The organism is Streptomyces sp. NPDC040718, assembly GCF_055593565.1.
This window is the reverse complement of sequence record NZ_JBVIXO010000004.1, coordinates 340673-356688: the sequence shown is the minus strand read 5'-3', so window position 1 is coordinate 356688 and position 16016 is coordinate 340673. Positions and strand designations below refer to the sequence as shown.

The following is a 16016-nucleotide window of genomic DNA, read 5'->3' as shown; positions in this document are numbered from 1 at the left end:
GGGGACCGGCCCGGCAGGGAACGGCCCGGCCCCCGGGACCCGGCTACGCGAGCCGACCGGCGGCCCCCGCCACCGACCGGACGGCGGCGGACACCAGCTCCGCCCCCCGCAGGCTGAGCACCGACTCCGGGTGGAACTGGACCCCCGCGAAGCCCCGCGCCGCGCAGCGGACCGCGTGCACCTCCCCCGTGACGGCGTCGCGCGACACCTCCACCCCGTGCGCGGACAGCTCCGCCTCCGCCTCCGCGTCACACGCCGCGGTGTACGTGTTGTAGAAGCCCACCACCTCCGGCGTGCCGAAGAGGTCGACCACCACCTGCGCCCCCTGCGCCGGCTCGGCCTTCCGCACCAGCGGCAGCCCCAGCTCCGCCGCGATCAGCTCGTGCCCGAGGCACACCCCCAGCAGCCCCCCGCGGTGGGAGGTGAGGAGCTCCCGCGCCAGCCCGCGCAGCATCCGCATCTTGGGGTCGGCCGCGTCCGCCGGGTTCCCGGGGCCGGGGCCGAGGACGACCGGGCCGTCCCAGGCCAGGGCGAGGGACCGCAGCCCGGGCTCGTCGTAGCGGCGTACGGTCACCTCCAGCCCGGCCACCCGCAGCACGTGGGCCAGCATCGCCGTGAAGGTGTCCTCCGCGTCGATCACCAGCGCGTGCCCGCCCGCGTCCGCCGGCCGCTCCTGCATGCGGAGCCAGAACGGCGCCAGGTCCGCCCGCCGCGAGGCGAGGGCCGCCTGCACCCGGGGGTCGTCGGCCAGGCCGGCCCCGTCGAAGGCGGGCCGGGGCGCGGCCGGCCGTACGCCCAGGGCCGCCAGCACCCCGGCGGCCTTGGCGTGGGTCTCGGCCACCTCGCCGAGCGGGTCCGAGTGGCGCACCAGGGTGGCCCCGACCGGCACCCGCAGCGCCCCGTCCGGGGCGATGTCGGCGGTGCGGATCAGGATGGGGGAGTCCAGGGTCTGGGCGCCGGACGCGTCCAGGCCGAGCAGTGCCAGCGCGCCCGCGTAGTAGCCGCGGCCGCCGCTCTCGTACCGCTCGATCACCCGGCAGGCGTTCTGTACGGGCGAGCCGGTCACGGTCGCCGCGAACATGGTCTCCCGCAGCACCTCCCGGACGTCCAGCGAGGAGCGTCCGCGCAGCTCGTACTCGGTGTGCGCGAGGTGGGACATCTCCTTCAGGCGCGGGCCGACGACGACCCCGCCCATGTCGCCGACCGTGCACATCATCTTCAGTTCCTCGTCGACCACCATCGACAGCTCCTCCGTCTCCTTGCGGTCGGCGAGGAAGGCGAGGAGCGATTCGGCGGTCGGGCCGGAGGCCGGGTAGCGGTAGGTGCCGCTGATCGGGTTCATCACGACCGTTCCGCCGGACATCCGGACGTGCACCTCGGGGCTGGCGCCGACGAGGGTGCGGTCCGGGGTGTGGACCACGTACGTCCAGTACGCGCCCCGCTCGCCCTCCAGCAGCCGCCGGAACAGGGCCAGCGCGTCGGCCCGGCCGAAGCCGTCGATCCGGCCCTCGTAGGTGCGCCGGATCACGAAGTTGGCGCCCTCGCCGCGGCCGATCTCCTCGCGGATCACCCGGTCGACGGTGGCCGCGTACTCCTCGTCGGGGACGTCGAAGCCGCCGCCGTCCACCCGGACGCCGTGGTCCGGGAGCCCGGCCAGGGCGGCGGCGAGCGGGATCTCGTACGCCTCCTCGGCAACCAGCACGGCCAGCGGCGTGCCGTCGTCGCGCACGTCGAACCCGCGCTCGTAGATCTGCCGGAACGGGACCAGGGCCAGGGTGGGGAGCTCCCGTACGGGCAGGTCGGCGAGGCGGCCGGCCTCGTGGACGGGGCCGAGGAGCACCTCGACGGTGTCGTGGTCGCGGCCCGGGGTCCGCCGGCGCAGCAGCGCGAAGGGCGGGGCGGAGTCCTTGAGGAGCCGGGCGAGGTCGAAATCGGGCCGGGGCGTGGGGTGGTTCATGGGGCGTCCTTCCGGATGGGTTCGGAGGGGGAGGGACGGCCCGTGTCGGCATACGCAGAAGGCCGCCCCTCGGGGCGGCCTTCGCTTCGCTCGTGTCAGTGGGTACGCGAGAGGAGTGGGCCGCCGGGAGCGGGCCACCACCAGTTCAGGTTGGCGTGCGCGTACATGGGAGGCACCCTAGCCCACCGGGACGCCGTCCCGCCGCATCTGACCCTTTCGGACATGTGAACCTTGCATTCCGTTAATCCCCGGCCCCCGGACCTTCGAACGAAACCCGAACGACACCGTCTCACCAGGTGGTCGTCCGGCCGGACACGGCGTTTGACGACGTAATGTGTACGAGGTGACCGTGAACGCTGATACCCACGCCCTCGCCGCCAAGGCGACCTGGCGAGACCTTCCCGCGGCGCAGCAGCCTTCGTACCCCGATGCCGAGGCCCTGCGCGCTGTCGTCGCGGACCTCGAGTCGTATCCTCCGCTCGTCTTCGCGGGCGAGTGCGACCAGCTGCGCGCCCGCCTGGGAGCCGTCGCCAAGGGCGAGGCGTTCCTGCTGCAGGGCGGTGACTGCGCCGAGGCCTTCGACGCCGTGTCCGCCGACCACATCCGCGCCAAGCTGAAGACGCTGCTCCAGATGAGCGCCGTCCTCACGTACGCGGCCTCCGTGCCCGTCGTGAAGGTCGGCCGCATCGCCGGCCAGTACTCCAAGCCGCGCTCCAAGGACACCGAGACCCGCGACGGCGTCACCCTGCCGACCTACCGCGGCGACTCCGTCAACGGCTTCGCCTTCACCGAAGAGGCCCGCGTCCCGGACCCGGAGCGGCTCAAGCGCATGTACCACGCGTCGGCCTCGACGCTGAACCTGGTGCGCGCCTTCACCACCGGCGGCTACGCCGACCTGCGCCAGGTGCACGCCTGGAACCAGGACTTCGTGAAGTCCTCCCCGTCCGGGCAGCGCTACGAGCAGCTCGCGCGGGAGATCGACAACGCCCTGAACTTCATGAAGGCCTGTGGCACCGACCCGGCCGAGTTCAAGGCGGTGGAGTTCTACGCCTCCCACGAGGCGCTGCTGCTGGACTACGAGGGCGCGCTGACCCGTACGGACTCCCGTACCGGCAAGCTGTACGACACCTCCGGCCACATGGTCTGGATCGGTGAGCGCACCCGCCAGCTGGACCACGCGCACATCGAGTTCTGCTCGCAGATCGCCAACCCGATCGGCATCAAGCTCGGCCCGACCACCACGGTCGACGAGGCGCTGACGTACATCGACCGCCTGGACCCCGAGCGCGAGCCGGGCCGGCTGACCTTCGTCGTCCGCATGGGCGCCGACAAGGTCCGCGACAAGCTCCCCGAGCTGGTCGAGAAGGTCACCGCGTCCGGTGCGACCGTCGCGTGGGTCACCGACCCGATGCACGGCAACACCTTCGAGGCGGCCTCCGGCCACAAGACGCGCCGTTTCGACGACGTGCTCGACGAGGTCAAGGGCTTCTTCGAGGTCCACAAGGGCCTGGGCACCCACCCGGGCGGCATCCACGTCGAGCTCACCGGTGACGACGTCACCGAGTGCGTGGGCGGCGGCGACGAGATCTTCGTCGACGACCTGCACCAGCGCTACGAGACGGCCTGCGACCCGAGGCTCAACCGCAGCCAGTCCCTGGACCTGGCGTTCCTGGTCGCCGAGATGTACCGCGACCAGTAGTCGCGATCAGTAGGTACCTTCCTACGACGACGGGGCGCGGATCGATGTGATCCGCGCCCCATCGTCGTACCAGGGTCTTTTAGGGGACCCTAAGTTTGGGTACGGTTAGGTAAGCCTCACCGAATAGGGGATGGCCCGCCGAACCGTTCCGCTCCAGGGAGGTGAACCGCGTGTACGTCTGCTCTTGCTTCGGGGTCACCGACAAGCAGGTGAAGGAACACGCGGCTGCCGGGGCCTGCACCCCCCGCCAGATCGCCTCGGCCACCAAGGCCGGCACCGACTGCGGCTCCTGCGTGCGCACCATCCAGGGCATCCTCGGCCGTGGGGCCTGCCCCCGCCGGGAGCTGCTGGAGAAGGGCAGCGCCGCGGCGGTCCTCGCCGCCGACCCCGGGCCGGCGTCCGGTCCGGAGCTGGCCGAAGCGGCCTGAGGGCTGCTAGCTCGGCTGCTCGATGAGCTGCGCGATGTACAGCGCCTCGCCGATGGACTCGATGAGCTCCAGCTGGGTGTCGAGGTAGTCGATGTGGTGCTCCTCGTCCGCCAGGATCTCCTCGAAGAGGCGGGCGGACGTGATGTCGCCCTTCCCGCGCATGACCTCGATGCCGCGCTTGAGGCGGTCGATGGCCTCCACCTCGACCTGCCGGTCCGCCTGGAACATCTCCGTGATCGTCTGTCCGACGCGCACGTGGAAGAGGCGCTGGTAGTTCGGCAGACCGTCGAGCATCAGGATGCGCTCGGTGATCTTGTCCGCGTGCTTCATCTCGTCGATGGACTCTTCACGCGTGTACTTGGCGAGCTTGGTCCATCCCTTGTTGTCCTGGATGCGGTAGTGCAGCCAGTACTGGTTGATGGCCGTGAGCTCGCCGGTCAGCTGCTCGTTGAGGAATTCGAGGACCTCGGGGTCGCCCTGCATCGCAGAGGCTCCTTCCAGGCAATGTCAGCTAGTGACTGGGCAGTGCGCGCATCCTTGCACTGCCGTCCTGGGGCGTCCAGTAAGTGCCTCCTTAGTGGGAGTTGCCGGGACTTGCCCGAATCGGGTCGTACCTGGTCGTGACCACCCCGCCACGTCTGTCACCATGGAGGCATGGGTCAGCCGGAAAGCCGGGAATCTCCGGGAGCAGAGCAGCTCGAGCTCCCCCCGGGGCAGCGGTTGCAGAGGGGTTGGCCCGTCACCCACTACGGTCCCGTGCCCAAGTTCAAGCCGGACCGCTGGGAGTTCCGCGTCTTCGGTGCGACCGCCGACGGCGAGAAGCACTGCTGGAACCACGAGGAGTTCGCGGCCCTGCCGTTCGACTCGGTCGTGGCCGACCTGCACTGCGTCACGAAGTTCAGCATGCCGGGTGCCGAATGGGGCGGCGTGCTGGCGCGTACCGTACTGGCCCTGGCGCCGCCGGCCCCGCAGGTCACGCACGTGATGGTGTGGGCCGAGTACGGCTTCAGCTCCAACATGAGACTGGCCGACTTCGCCTCCGACCGGACCGTCTTCGCCACCCACATGGGCGGCGAACTGCTGACGGCCGAGCACGGCTTCCCGCTCCGGCTCGTGGTCCCGCACCTGTACGCCTGGAAGGGCCCCAAGTGGGTCCGCGGTGTGGAGTACATGACCGCCGACCGCCGGGGCTTCTGGGAGGAGCGCGGCTACCACAACATCGGCGACCCCTGGCGCGAGCAGCGCTACTCGTACCAGGAGGAACCGGGCGACGGCCCGGAGCTGTAGCTCACGGGCCGCCGCGGGTCGGTGGTGCTCGCCGGTACCCCTGGGTGGTACCCCTGGCGGTGGCTCAGTGGTGGTACTGGTGGACGACGGCGTGACCCTTGCCGCGGCCGATCATCCACTTGTTGACCGGGGTGGTCAGGACGAAGGCGACGACGAGCGCGATCGCCAGCACCGTCCAGAAGAGCGGATCCGACAGGTGGGCGTCCATGGCGCCGGGCCACAGGGCGATCACCCCGTTGTCGACCAGCTCCATGACGGCGATCGACAGGGTGTCCGCGGCCAGCGCCACCCGGATGGCCGACCGCAGGTCCACGCCGGCGGCGAGGATCCCGCGCAGGGTGAGCGCGTAGCCGAAGAAGAAGGCGAGGACGATCGCCAGGATCATCGTCGGGACGTTCCCCCAGCCGAGCGCGGTGCCGATGATCATGCCGAGCACCTCGCCGATGGCGCAGCCGGTCAGGCAGTGCAGGGTGGCCTTGGCCGCCATGGCCCAGCTGACCTTGCCGCCGTGGGCGCCGTGGGCGCCGTGGGCGTCGTGGCCGTGTCCGGCACGGGCGGCGTGGCCGGCGCGGCCCTGGTGCTCGGCTCCGTGGTGCTGGTGGTCTGCGTGGTGCTGGTGGTTCTCGTGCTCCATGACAACCCCCGGAAGCCTGAGGGGAACGCCTGGTGGCGGTCCCGTCGATACGACAGAACCGTATACCCCCCTAGGGTATTCCTCAACAGATCTTCAGGGGGTCAGTGGAGGTCGCGGAGCTCCTTCAGCAGCGCCACGTCGGCCGCGTGCCCCTCCTTGCCGCCCGGCGTCTCGATGATCAGCGGTACGCCGTCCATCTCCGGGTGCGAGAACAGCTCGGCGAAGGCCTCCCGGCCGATGTGGCCCTGCCCGATGTTGGCGTGCCGGTCCTTGTGGGCGCCGACGCCCTCCTTGGAGTCGTTGGCGTGGATCAGCTTCAGCCGGCCCGCGCCCACCGTCTCCACCAGCAGGTCCAGCGTCTGCTTGGTGCCGCCGGGCTCGGCGAGGTCGTGCCCCGCCGCGAAGATGTGGCACGTGTCCAGGCAGATGCCCAGCTTCGGGTGGCGGTCGAGCGCCTCGAAGTACGGGCCGAAGTCCCAGGCGCGCGAGCACAGCGAGGAGCCCTGCCCGGCCGTGGACTCCAGCAGCAGGAAGGGGTCGTCGTCGTGCGTCAGCTCGTCCAGCAGCGGCAGCATGTGCTCCCTGACCTGCTCGTACGCCGCCTCGCGCGGGCGGCCCCCGGTGGCCGAGCCGGTGTGCACGACCACCCCGAGGGCGCCGATCTCCCGGCCCCGGCGCAGCGAGTGGCGCAGGGACTCCACCGACTTCTCCACGGTCGCCTCGGTGTGCGAGCCGAAGTTGATCAGGTACGGGGCGTGCACGTACGCCGGGATCGACTCCTCGGCGCACTGGGCGCGGAACAGCTCGTCCTGCGCCGGGTTGCCGGTCGGGGTGGCCCAGCCGCGCGGGTTGGCGACGAAGACCTGCACGGCCTCCGCGCCCATCTCGCGGGCGTAGGTGAGGCCGACCGAGGCCAGCCCGCCGGCGACGGGGACGTGCCCGCCCACGGGATTGCGTGTCACTGGTACTCAGAGTCCCTTGGTCTTGACGGTGATCGTGCTGCCCTCGGGCGCGCTCTGGCCGGCGGGCACCGACTGGGTGTCCACGGTGCTGCTGAAGGAGAGGAAGGGGCGGTCCACCTTCACCTTGAAGCCCAGGGCCTCCAGCGTCTTGCGGGCCACCTCCACGTCCTGGCCGGTGACGTTCGGGACCTGGACCTGGCGGGGGCCCTTGGACAGGGTCAGCGTGACCGTGTCGCCCGCGGCGGCCGAGGTGCCCGCTGCGGCCGACTGGTTGGCCACCGTACCGGCGGGGGAGGGGGAGTTGACCTGGTCCGCGGCCGTCTCCACCTTCAGGCCGACGGCCTCCAGCGCGGCCCGCGCCTGGTCGACGGGCTTGCCGGTGACGGCCGGGACCTGCACCGGGCGGCCCTTGCTCACGAGGAGCGCGACCGCGGTGTCGGGGGCCCGCTTCTGGCCGCCCGCCGGGTCGGTGCTGATCACCGAGCCCTGGGCGACGTCCTGGCTGAAGGCCTGCGTGACGATCCCGGGGGCCAGCCCCGCCTTCGTCAGCTCCGCCTTGGCCTCCTCCAACGGCCTGCCCTTGAGGTCGGGCACGCTGACGACCTCGGGGCCCCGCGAGACGGTGAGGACGACCGCGTCGTTGCCGCGGATCTGCTTGCCGCCGCCGGGGTCGGTCGCCATGACCGTTCCGCGCTCGAAGGCCTCGCTGAACTTCCGGTCGATCTTCTTGACGCCGAGGCCGGCGGCCGAGAGCTCGTCGCGGGCCTGGGCCTCCGTCTTGCCGAGGAGGTTCGGGACCTTGGTGAACTGGCCGGAGTTGATGTACCAGACGCCGCCGCCGATGCCGAGGACGAGCAGGACCGCGGCGATGACGAGGAGCACCCCGCGCGGGGGCGCCGTCCGCCGCGCCGGGGCGGCGGGCTGCTGCTCGGCTGCGTGCGGGCGCTCCAGGCGGGAGGTGTGGTGCACGTGCCCGCCAGGTCCCACCGGCCGGGGGATCACGCTGGTGCGGTCCTCGGTGGCGGACCGCTCCTGCGCCCGGGCCTGCGGCGGTACGGCGTCCAGTTCGGCCTCGCTCAGCCGCTCCCGGGCCTCCCGGGTCAGGCCGAGCAGGGCGGCGGCGTCGTACGGGCGCAGCTCGGGGCTGCGGGAGGCGGCGTGCGCGACCAGCTCGTCGAGCGCGGCGGACAGCCCGGGGACGGCGGCCGAGGGGGGCGGAACGTCCTCGTTGAGGTGCTGGTACAGCACCTGGGCGGGGGTGCCGCCGGTGTGCGGCTTGGAGCCGGTGAGCATCTCGTACAGGACGACACCGCAGGCGTAGACGTCCACGCGGGTGTCGGTGATCCCGTCCTCGATCTGCTCGGGCGCGAGGTAGGAGACGGTTCCGAGGACGGAGCCGGTGGTGTTGGTGGCCGAGTCCACGGAGCGGACCAGGCCGAAGTCGGCGACCTTGACGCTGCCGTCGTCGCCGATCAGGACGTTCTCGGGCTTCATGTCCCGGTGCACGAAACCGGCCCGGTGGGCGGTGCCGAGTGCGGCGAGGACCGGCTCCAGGATGTCGAGCGCGGCCCGCGGCTGGAGCGCGCCGCGCTCGCGCAGGACGTCGCGCAGGGTGCAGCCGGAGACGTACTCCATGGCCAGGTAGGTGTACGGCCCGTCGGTGCCCTGGTCGAAGACGGCCACGACGTTGGGGTGGGCCAGGCGGGCCACGGACTTCGCCTCGCGGATGAAACGGTCGACGAAGACGGCGTCGGCGGCCAGGTCCGGGTGCATGATCTTCAGCGCGAGCACCCGGTCGAGGCGGGTGTCGACGGCCCGGTAGACCGTCGCCATTCCGCCCGCCGCGATACGGGCGTCGACGCGGTAGCGGCCGTCGAGCACGCGCCCGACGAGGGGGTCATCCAGGGTCGTATCCACCCGGCGATTCTACGAGCCGGTGAGTTTGAGCCGTCCGGGGTGTCCACGCTTGCAGCGCAGCCGTGACATGAGGGGGGGTGGTGGGGGTGTACGGGGCATACGGGGCTTGCGGCGCGGGCCGGCTATCTCCCCCTCGACGGGGCGGGGCGGGTCGATGGTTGCCCACCCGCCCCCTCGTCTGCGGGCCGGCGGGCCGGGGAGCGGTATTCCCTTGGGCGGTGTCAGGGATGGCTTGGGGGTTTCCCGTCAGTCCCATCGTCCTTCCGGTTCGTGCCGGTCCCTCAAGAGCGCTCCTTCGTCGCGTCGCTGCGCGATGTCGCTTCGCTCCACTCTTGACCGACCGACCCGCCCCGGAAAGACAAGGACTGCCGGGAAGCCCCCAAAAGAACGGCACGGTCCAAGGGGAGGGGACAGCCGTATCAGCGATGAGGCGAGGTGCCGGGCCTTGGCCGGCCGGGCATCCGGGCCCCTTGGCGGCCTAGCCTAGGGCCGGGGGGCCCGACTACCTGCACCAAAGGACGATCAGAGCCCCCTGCGGAGCACCCAGGCGCACCAGATCGCTACGCGCTCCTCCCGGCACGGCGTCCGGCGACCGTCTTGGGCTGATACCCGCACCAAAAGACGATCAGAGCGCCGCGGGAAGCGGGCAAGCGCACCAGATCGCTACGCGCTTCTCTGATCCCGGCGACTGACGGCCGTCCGGGGCTGGTCGTAGGCGGGTTCGACGTTGGCGACGGCGGTGGTGAATTCGCGACCGGAAGCGCCTCGAATGTAGGCGAGCTCCATCCAGTGCTCGATGCAGGTGTCGGAGACGTTCTCGTTGATCACCGCCATCAGCACACCCTCGACACCCGAGGCGATATCGCGGACGCGCTGTCGGAGGAGCCGGTGCGGCACGTACTCGTAGCACTCACTCATCGGACGTCGCCTCGAACGTGCTCAGGAAGCGCTCCCAGCCGGCCAGCGCGCGGTCGAGCAGGTCGGCGCTGGGCGCGACGGTCGCAGCCACGGTCCTTGGCTGGCTGTCATCGCTACTGTCCACGGGGACCTGAGGCATGCCCGTCCTCCTTCTTGCTCACATTCGGTAGCAGAGTGACTACGACGTTACTCACAGTGTTTCTGCGAATCAAGGGAAACTGTTAGTCGCAGGATGTCTGCGTGCCTGCGACACTGTCTGCGACTCGAAAGGAGCACGTATGAGCGAGGGATTCGGCCTGGTTGTGCGCTTCTCCCTGCGCGATCAGGGAGCCGCGAAGGCATTCGACGAGCTGTGTGCGATCACCCTGGAGGGCATCAAGGGCGCGGAGCCCGGCACGCTGACCTATGTAGTCCACGTTCCGGAGGGTGAGCCCTTGGTGCGTGTGTTCTACGAGCTGTACGCGGACCGTGCGGCTTTCGACGCCCACGAGGCGCAGCCGCACACCAAGCACTTCCTCGCCCAGCGGGACCAGTACCTTGCCGGTGTCGAGGTCACGTTCCTCGACGCGATCGCCGGGAAGGTGGCGGCACGGCAGTGAGTTCCGAGGAGCGGCGCGTCTTTGGGGCGCGCGTGGCCGATCTGCGCAGGCAGAAGGGCATGAAGCAGGGAGAACTCGCTGCGGCCATCGGCCGCACGGCGAGCTGGCTGTCGCAGGTCGAGCGGGGCATCCAGCCGGTGAACCGCCTGGACGTGCTGCGGCTTCTCGCTGAAGGCCTCGGCGTGCCGCTCCAGGTCCTCCAGCCCGACGCACCGCCTCCGGCCGAGGTTGCGGCTTCGCCCGCGTCGGAGACGAACGACCTGGATCAGGCCCGTCTGGTGCTGTCCGGACATCCAGCGCTCGATGTCCTCCTCAAGCCACGCCAGGGCTTCCGGCCGGACGAGCTCCTGGCCCTCCGTTCGTCGGTGGACCGGATCTGGACGCTCACCCACAGCGCTCGGTTCGCGGAACTGAGTGCGGAAATGAGTGCGTTGGTCCCGAGGCTGGAGCTGGCCTGTCGTACGGCGTCGCCTGATCACGCACCCGAACTGCACGATCTGCTGGCCAGGGCCTACCAAGCCCTGGCTGCAGCCTTCGTGCGCCAGCACGAGGCAGACGCAGCATGGGTCGCAGCGGACCGGGCGATCCGCGCGGCCGAGCTTTCGGACAACCCACTGAGCGTCTTCGCCGGGATCTACCGCCTGTGCCACGCCTTCGTACGCCTGAAGCACCTCGACCAGGCGGAGCGCGCTGCCACCACGGCCATCAGCGCCCTCGAAAACGCCAGAGGCGACGAGCCCCAGAACCTTTCCGTCCTGGGGTCGCTGCACCTGGTGTTGGCGCTCGTGCACGCCCGCGCGGGTGAGAGATCCTCCGCGCGGCAGCAGATCGAGGCCGCTCGAAGCGTCGCCCGACGGCTGGGTGGAGACCGCAACGACTTCAACCTTGAGTTCGGCCCCACAAACGTGGAGATCCAGGCCGTCTCGACCGCCGTCGACCTCGGAGACGCCGGCGAGGCCCTCGACCTCTCCAAGGGGCTCCACGCGGACGGCTTGTCCACCGAGCGGCAGGCGCGCCTGCTGATGGACATGGGTCGAGCCCACGCACAGCGCCGCCAGCAGGCGGACTCACTGGATTGCCTGCTGCGCGCCGAGGAGCTGGCACCTGAAATGATCCGCACCCACCTTGCAGCCCGGATGGCCATCAGGGATCTCCTGCTCAGCGCAGGCCGTAGCGCATCCGACGAACTGCGAGCCCTGGCCGAGCGTACGGACAGCCTCGGTTGAGACCGATGAGCACGCCGCCGAAGGGCTCAACGCCCCGTCAGTCCATCTCAGTAGCCGGAGCGGTAGTGAGCAGCCCCCAGGTGCGAAGCCACGACGGACGTCAACTGTTCACGGACCAGCCCCAGACGGCCGCCAGTCGCCGAGATTCGAGGAGCGCGTAGCGATCTCACGCGTTGCCCGCTTCCCACGGCGCTCTGATCGTCCTTTCGTGCAGGTAGCCGGGCCCCCGGTCCTCGGCGAGGGCTGAACGGGCCCGGATGCCCGGCGGGCCGGCGCCCGGCCCCGTCGCCTCATCCCTGACAGGGCCGCTCCTTCAACCATGGACCGTGCCGTTCTTTTGGGGGTTTCCCGGCAGTCTTTCGGCTTTCCGGGGCGGGTCGGTCGGTCAAGGGTGGCCGAAGGCCATCGCGAAGCGACGCGAACGCAGTGAGCGCCCTTGAGGGACCGGCACGACACGGAAGGACGATGGGACTGACGGGAAACCCCCAAACCGACTGTGACACCGCCCAGCCGGCACCCCGCCTCCTGACCCACCGGCCCGCAGACGGGGGGCGGGTGGGCAAACGGAGATAGCGGGCCCGCGCCGCAAGCTGCGTACGCACACGCGCCCGCCCGCGCTGCAAGCCCCGTACCCCCCGCCCCCTCAGAACGCCGGACGTTCCGGGTCCAGTACCGCCCGCCCCTCCACCGGGGAGGAGGCTTCGGCGAAGCGGCGTTGGGGGATGCGGCCCGCGCGGTGGGCCAGGCGGCCCGCCGAGACGGCGTCGCGCATCGCCGCCGCCATCAGGGCCGGCTGCTGCGCACGCGTCACCGCCGAGGCGAGCATGACGGCCGCGCAGCCCAGTTCCATGGCCAGGGCGACGTCCGAGGCGGTCCCCGCGCCCGCGTCCAGGATCACCGGGACCCCGGCGCGCTCGACGATCAGCTCGAAGTTGTGCGGGTTGCGGATGCCCATGCCCGAGCCGATCGGCGACCCGAGCGGCATGATGGCCGCGCAGCCCACGTCCTCCAGCTTCCGGGCGAGGACCGGGTCGTCATTCGTGTACGGCAGCACCGTGAAGCCCTCGTCGACCAGGACCTCGGCGGCGTCCAGCAGCTCGACGCCGTCCGGCAGCAGGGTGCGCTCGTCCGCGACGACCTCCAGCTTGATCCAGTCGGTGCCGAGCGCCTCCCGGGCCAGCCGGGCCGTGAGCACGGCCTCGCCGGCGGTGAAGCAGCCCGCCGTGTTGGGCAGGACGGCGATGTCCAGCTTGGACAGTACGGACAGGACGGAGCCCTGCACCGTCGGGTCCAGGCGGCGCATGGCGACCGTGGTCAGCTCGGTGCCGGAGGCGATCAGGGCGCGTTCCAGGACGTCCAGGCTCGGGGCCCCGCCCGTGCCCATGATCAGCCGGGAGGAGAAGGTGCGGCCGCCCAGGGTGAAGACGTCGTCAGCCATGGTTCAGCCTCCCTGGACCGCGGTGAGGATCTCGATCCGGTCGCCCTCGTCCACCGGTGTCGCGGTCCACTGCCCGCGCGGTACGACGGTCTCGTTGAGCGCGGCGGCCACGCCGGAGGGGGCGGTGGTGAGGGTGGCGACCACCGCGTCGAGGGTGGTGCCGGCCGCGACCTCGCGCGGCTCGCCGTTGACGGAGATGGTCATGCGTAGGACTCCTGACGCGTGGAGGAGAAGCGGCGCGGGGTGAAGGGGCGGGCGATCTCCGGCACGGTGCCGGTGGTCAGCAGCTCCGCCATCACGTCGCCGGTGAGCGGGGTGAGCAGCACCCCGTTCCGGTAGTGCCCGGTGGCCAGGTGCAGGCCGGGGAGGTCGGTGGGGCCGAGCAGCGGCGCGTTGTCGGGGGAGCCGGGGCGCAGGCCCGCCCGGGTCTCGACGAGGGGGAGCTCGGTGATGCCGGGCACCAGTTCGTGGGCGTCGCGCAGCAGCTCGTACACCCCGCCGGCGGTGACGGTGGTGTCCCAGCCGAGTTCCTCGCTGGTGGCCCCGACGACGAGTTCGCCGTTCTCGCGCGGCACGAGGTAGACGTGGCTGCCGCGTACGACGGCCCGCACCGTCCGGGACAGGAAGGGCGCGTACGCGGGCGGTACGGCGAGGCGCAGCACCTGTCCCTTGACGGGCCGTACGGGCGGTACCGCGTCCGCCGGTACGCCGGCCAGCCGGCCGCTGAGCGAGCCCGCGGCCAGTACCACCTGGTCGGCGCGCAGCTCGGTGCCGTCGTCGAGCAGGGCTCCGGAGGCCCGGTCGGCGGTGACGAGGAGCCGCTCGGCGCGGGCCCGGTGGATCGCCACGCCCGCCCGCTCGCAGGCGGCCAGCAGGGCGGCGGCGAGCCGGCGGGGGTCGACCTGGTGGTCGCCGTCGACGCGCAGCCCGCCGCGTACGCCGGGGGCGAGCATGGGCTCCAGGCGGCGGCATTCGCGGCCGGTGAGCCACTCGGACTCCAGGCCGCAGCGGCGCTGGAGGGTGTGGAGTTCCCGCAGGTGGAGGCGGTCGTCGGCGTCGAGGGCGACGGCGAGGGTGCCGCAGGCGCGGTAGCCGAGGTCCATGCCGCCGCTGGCTTCGGTGAGCTCGGCGGCGAAGCCGGGGTAGCGGGCGGCGGAGGCGAGGTTGAGGCCGAGCAGGGTCTCCTCGCCGTAGTGCAGCTCGGTGACGGCGGCCAGCATGCCGGCGGCGACGCGGGCGGCGCCGCCGCCGGGGTCGGGGTCGGCGAGTGCGGTGCGGAGCCCGTGCCGGGCCGCCCGCCAGGCCGTGACCAGGCCGATGATGCCGCCCCCGATGACGAGGACGTCGAATCCCCTGTCGGATCCGTTCCGAGATGAGTGCATGGGCGTCCAGCCCCTCCCTTCGCCGGCATGACCCGGATCAGGTTCGTACGGTCGGAGGCCGGCCAGCCTCCCTCTCAGCCCGGTGCGCCCGGACTCCCGCGATAGGTACGGTGGCCAGGTTAACCCCGGCGCCGGAGTCGGGTAAGGCTGCCTCCCCGGTGCCCGCCCGGCGATCTCCCGGCCCACTGTTCCTGACGGATCGTCAGTTCACTAGGCTGGGCCGCGTGAGTGAGCAGACGGAACAGACGAACCCCGGTGTCGTGATCGTGGGCGCCGGAATGGCCGGCGTGCAGACCGCCGTGGCCCTGCGGGAACAGGGCTACGAGGGCCCCGTGATCCTGCTGGGCGCCGAACCCCACCAGCCCTACGACCGGCCCCCGCTCTCCAAGGCGGTGCTCCTCGGCAAGGCCGAGGACTCCGCGTTCGAGGTGGACTTCGAGGGCCTGCGCATCGACCTGCGCCTCGGCATCGAGGTCACCGGGCTCCGGGCCGGCGCCCGCGAGGTCGACACCGAGGCCGGCCCGGTCCCGTACGAGGTCCTCGTGCTGGCCACCGGAGCCGTGCCGCTGACCCTGCCCGGCACCGAGGGGGTCCCGGGGGTCCACCTGCTGCGCACCCTCGACGACGCCGCCCGGCTGCGCCCGGTGCTGGCCGCCGCCCCGGAGACCGTCGTGGTGGGGGCCGGCTGGATCGGCGCCGAGTTCGCCACCGCGGCCCGCGAGGCCGGCTGCGCCGTCACGGTGGTCGAGGCGGCTGACCGGGTACTGGCGGGGGCCCTGCCCGCCGAGGTCGCCGAGCCGATGGCCCGCTGGTACGCCGAGGCCGGCGCCACCCTGCTCACCGGCGCGAAGGTCGCCGGGATCGAGGAGGGCCGGGTCCTGCTGGCGGACGGCCGCGAGCTGCCCGCCGGCGCCGTCGTCGTCGGCATCGGAGCCCGGCCCGCCACCGACTGGCTCGCCGGCACCGGGATCGAGCTCGGCGCAGACGGCTCCGTCACCGCGGACGCGTACCTGCGCACCTCGCTCCCCGGCGTGTACGCGGTCGGCGACTGCTCCTCCTTCCCGTCGGCCCGCTACGGTGCGCGGCTGCTCGTCCACCACTGGGACAACGCCCTCCAGGGCCCCCGGGCCGTCGCGGCGAACATCCTGGCCGGGGAGCCCGTCCAGGCCTACGACCCCGTGCCGTACTTCTGGTCCGAGCAGTTCGGCCGCTTCGTCCAGTACGCGGGCCACCACGGCGGGGCCGACGCCCTGGTGTGGCGCGGCGACCCGGCGGGCCCCACCTGGTCGGTGTGCTGGCTGCGCGGGGGAGCGCTGGCCGCCGTACTGGCCGTGGGCCGTCCCCGGGACCTGGCGCAGGGCCGCAAGCTGATCGAGACCGGCGCGCCCGTGGACCCGGCCAAGGTGGCGGACCCGGCCGTTCCGCTGAAGTCGGCCCTGGCCTGACGCCTCCCGGGGGCCGGGTGGGCCCGCCCGGCCGGCCGCGTCCGGCCCCGGGAAGCCCCGTCCGGCCCCCGGCCCGGCCCCGGACGGACGGGGCCAGGTACCGGCGGCCCGCCCGAAGTGGCAG

Annotated in this window: 16 protein-coding genes and 1 riboswitch; of the genes, 6 read left to right on the top strand and 10 right to left on the bottom strand. The window is 71.9% G+C overall.

The genetic code is table 11. The annotated features are described in order from the left end of the window. Positions 1–43: 43 nt before the first annotated feature. Positions 44–1957, bottom strand: coding sequence for an anthranilate synthase family protein (locus ACZ597_RS13180; protein ID WP_471328524.1), 1914 nt, complete (start codon positions 1955–1957; stop codon positions 44–46). A 343-nt stretch (positions 1958–2300) separates the two neighbouring features. Between ACZ597_RS13180 and ACZ597_RS13175 the strand changes: the two genes are divergently transcribed. Together ACZ597_RS13175 and ACZ597_RS13170 are read left to right on the top strand one after the other, a co-directional pair. Next, positions 2301–3656 carry a class II 3-deoxy-7-phosphoheptulonate synthase gene (locus tag ACZ597_RS13175; RefSeq protein WP_471328522.1) on the top strand — a complete coding sequence of 452 codons (1356 nt, stop codon included), beginning with the start codon at positions 2301–2303 and terminating at the stop codon, positions 3654–3656. A 161-nt stretch (positions 3657–3817) separates the two neighbouring features. Next, positions 3818–4084 carry a (2Fe-2S)-binding protein gene (locus ACZ597_RS13170; protein ID WP_471328520.1) on the top strand — a complete coding sequence of 89 codons (267 nt, stop codon included), beginning with the start codon at positions 3818–3820 and terminating at the stop codon, positions 4082–4084. Positions 4085–4090: 6 nt separating this feature from the next. Here the strand turns inward: ACZ597_RS13170 and bfr are convergent, their stop codons facing one another. Continuing rightward, positions 4091–4567 (bottom strand): bacterioferritin, encoded by a 477-nt coding sequence (gene bfr / locus ACZ597_RS13165; RefSeq protein WP_471328518.1) that lies wholly within the window; start codon positions 4565–4567, stop codon positions 4091–4093. Positions 4568–4738: 171 nt separating this feature from the next. Between bfr and ACZ597_RS13160 the strand changes: the two genes are divergently transcribed. Continuing rightward, complete coding sequence (locus ACZ597_RS13160) at positions 4739–5371, top strand: sulfite oxidase-like oxidoreductase (RefSeq protein WP_471328516.1); 633 nt, start codon at positions 4739–4741, stop codon at positions 5369–5371. 64 nt (positions 5372–5435) lie between these two features. Here ACZ597_RS13160 and ACZ597_RS13155 read toward each other — a convergent pair whose 3' ends face one another. From ACZ597_RS13155 to ACZ597_RS13135, 5 genes are all read right to left on the bottom strand, one after another. After that, a complete protein-coding gene (locus ACZ597_RS13155; RefSeq protein ID WP_471328514.1) occupies positions 5436–6005 on the bottom strand; it encodes a DUF4396 domain-containing protein in 570 nt (189 codons plus the stop codon). Positions 6006–6106: 101 nt separating this feature from the next. Continuing rightward, positions 6107–6967 (bottom strand): deoxyribonuclease IV, encoded by an 861-nt coding sequence (locus ACZ597_RS13150; RefSeq protein WP_471328512.1) that lies wholly within the window; start codon positions 6965–6967, stop codon positions 6107–6109. Between the two features lie 6 nt (positions 6968–6973). Next, complete coding sequence (gene pknB / locus ACZ597_RS13145) at positions 6974–8884, bottom strand: Stk1 family PASTA domain-containing Ser/Thr kinase (RefSeq protein ID WP_471328510.1); 1911 nt, start codon at positions 8882–8884, stop codon at positions 6974–6976. A gap of 663 nt (positions 8885–9547) precedes the next feature. Continuing rightward, the gene (locus tag ACZ597_RS13140) at positions 9548–9802 is read right to left on the bottom strand and encodes a hypothetical protein (RefSeq protein ID WP_471328508.1); all 255 of its coding nucleotides are present in this window, start codon (positions 9800–9802) and stop codon (positions 9548–9550) included. Beyond that, the gene (locus ACZ597_RS13135) at positions 9795–9941 is read right to left on the bottom strand and encodes a hypothetical protein (protein WP_471328506.1); all 147 of its coding nucleotides are present in this window, start codon (positions 9939–9941) and stop codon (positions 9795–9797) included. The genes ACZ597_RS13140 and ACZ597_RS13135 overlap by 8 nt, the downstream gene beginning before the upstream one ends. A 139-nt stretch (positions 9942–10080) precedes the next feature. Here ACZ597_RS13135 and ACZ597_RS13130 point away from each other — a divergent pair, with 139 nt between their 5' ends. Together ACZ597_RS13130 and ACZ597_RS13125 are read left to right on the top strand one after the other, a co-directional pair. Next, positions 10081–10401 (top strand): putative quinol monooxygenase, encoded by a 321-nt coding sequence (locus ACZ597_RS13130; protein WP_471328504.1) that lies wholly within the window; start codon positions 10081–10083, stop codon positions 10399–10401. Continuing rightward, positions 10398–11627 carry a helix-turn-helix domain-containing protein gene (locus ACZ597_RS13125; protein ID WP_471328502.1) on the top strand — a complete coding sequence of 410 codons (1230 nt, stop codon included), beginning with the start codon at positions 10398–10400 and terminating at the stop codon, positions 11625–11627. Before ACZ597_RS13130 ends, ACZ597_RS13125 begins: the two co-directional genes overlap by 4 nt. A gap of 643 nt (positions 11628–12270) precedes the next feature. Here the strand turns inward: ACZ597_RS13125 and ACZ597_RS13120 are convergent. The 3 genes from ACZ597_RS13120 to thiO all read right to left on the bottom strand — a co-directional run bounded on the left by ACZ597_RS13120 (position 12271) and on the right by thiO (position 14447). Further along, a complete protein-coding gene (locus ACZ597_RS13120) occupies positions 12271–13065 on the bottom strand; it encodes a thiazole synthase (RefSeq protein ID WP_471328500.1) in 795 nt (264 codons plus the stop codon). A 3-nt stretch (positions 13066–13068) separates the two neighbouring features. Further along, on the bottom strand, positions 13069–13269 hold the full coding sequence (thiS, locus tag ACZ597_RS13115) for a sulfur carrier protein ThiS (protein ID WP_471328498.1): 201 nt from the start codon (positions 13267–13269) through the stop codon (positions 13069–13071). Then, complete coding sequence (thiO, locus tag ACZ597_RS13110) at positions 13266–14447, bottom strand: glycine oxidase ThiO (protein ID WP_471328496.1); 1182 nt, start codon at positions 14445–14447, stop codon at positions 13266–13268. The genes thiS and thiO overlap by 4 nt, the downstream gene beginning before the upstream one ends. Continuing rightward, positions 14445–14557, bottom strand: a riboswitch (TPP riboswitch). Its footprint overlaps the gene before it by 3 nt. 114 nt (positions 14558–14671) lie before the next feature. Between thiO and ACZ597_RS13105 the strand changes: the two genes are divergently transcribed. Beyond that, positions 14672–15892 carry an NAD(P)/FAD-dependent oxidoreductase gene (locus ACZ597_RS13105; RefSeq protein WP_471328494.1) on the top strand — a complete coding sequence of 407 codons (1221 nt, stop codon included), beginning with the start codon at positions 14672–14674 and terminating at the stop codon, positions 15890–15892. The last annotated feature ends 124 nt before the right edge of the window (positions 15893–16016 follow it).

What these genes read in the sequence shown, in the direction of transcription:
- ACZ597_RS13135 (WP_471328506.1), bottom strand. Translation starts at nt 9,941, where the DNA reads ATGCCTCAGGTCCCCGTGGACAGTAGCGATGACAGCCAGCCAAGGACC.
- ACZ597_RS13180 (WP_471328524.1), bottom strand. Translation starts at nt 1,957, where the DNA reads ATGAACCACCCCACGCCCCGGCCCGATTTCGACCTCGCCCGGCTCCTC.
- ACZ597_RS13160 (WP_471328516.1), top strand. Translation starts at nt 4,739, where the DNA reads ATGGGTCAGCCGGAAAGCCGGGAATCTCCGGGAGCAGAGCAGCTCGAG.
- ACZ597_RS13130 (WP_471328504.1), top strand. Translation starts at nt 10,081, where the DNA reads ATGAGCGAGGGATTCGGCCTGGTTGTGCGCTTCTCCCTGCGCGATCAG.
- thiS (WP_471328498.1), bottom strand. Translation starts at nt 13,269, where the DNA reads ATGACCATCTCCGTCAACGGCGAGCCGCGCGAGGTCGCGGCCGGCACC.
- ACZ597_RS13155 (WP_471328514.1), bottom strand. Translation starts at nt 6,005, where the DNA reads ATGGAGCACGAGAACCACCAGCACCACGCAGACCACCAGCACCACGGA.
- ACZ597_RS13120 (WP_471328500.1), bottom strand. Translation starts at nt 13,065, where the DNA reads ATGGCTGACGACGTCTTCACCCTGGGCGGCCGCACCTTCTCCTCCCGG.
- ACZ597_RS13140 (WP_471328508.1), bottom strand. Translation starts at nt 9,802, where the DNA reads ATGAGTGAGTGCTACGAGTACGTGCCGCACCGGCTCCTCCGACAGCGC.
- thiO (WP_471328496.1), bottom strand. Translation starts at nt 14,447, where the DNA reads ATGCACTCATCTCGGAACGGATCCGACAGGGGATTCGACGTCCTCGTC.
- bfr (WP_471328518.1), bottom strand. Translation starts at nt 4,567, where the DNA reads ATGCAGGGCGACCCCGAGGTCCTCGAATTCCTCAACGAGCAGCTGACC.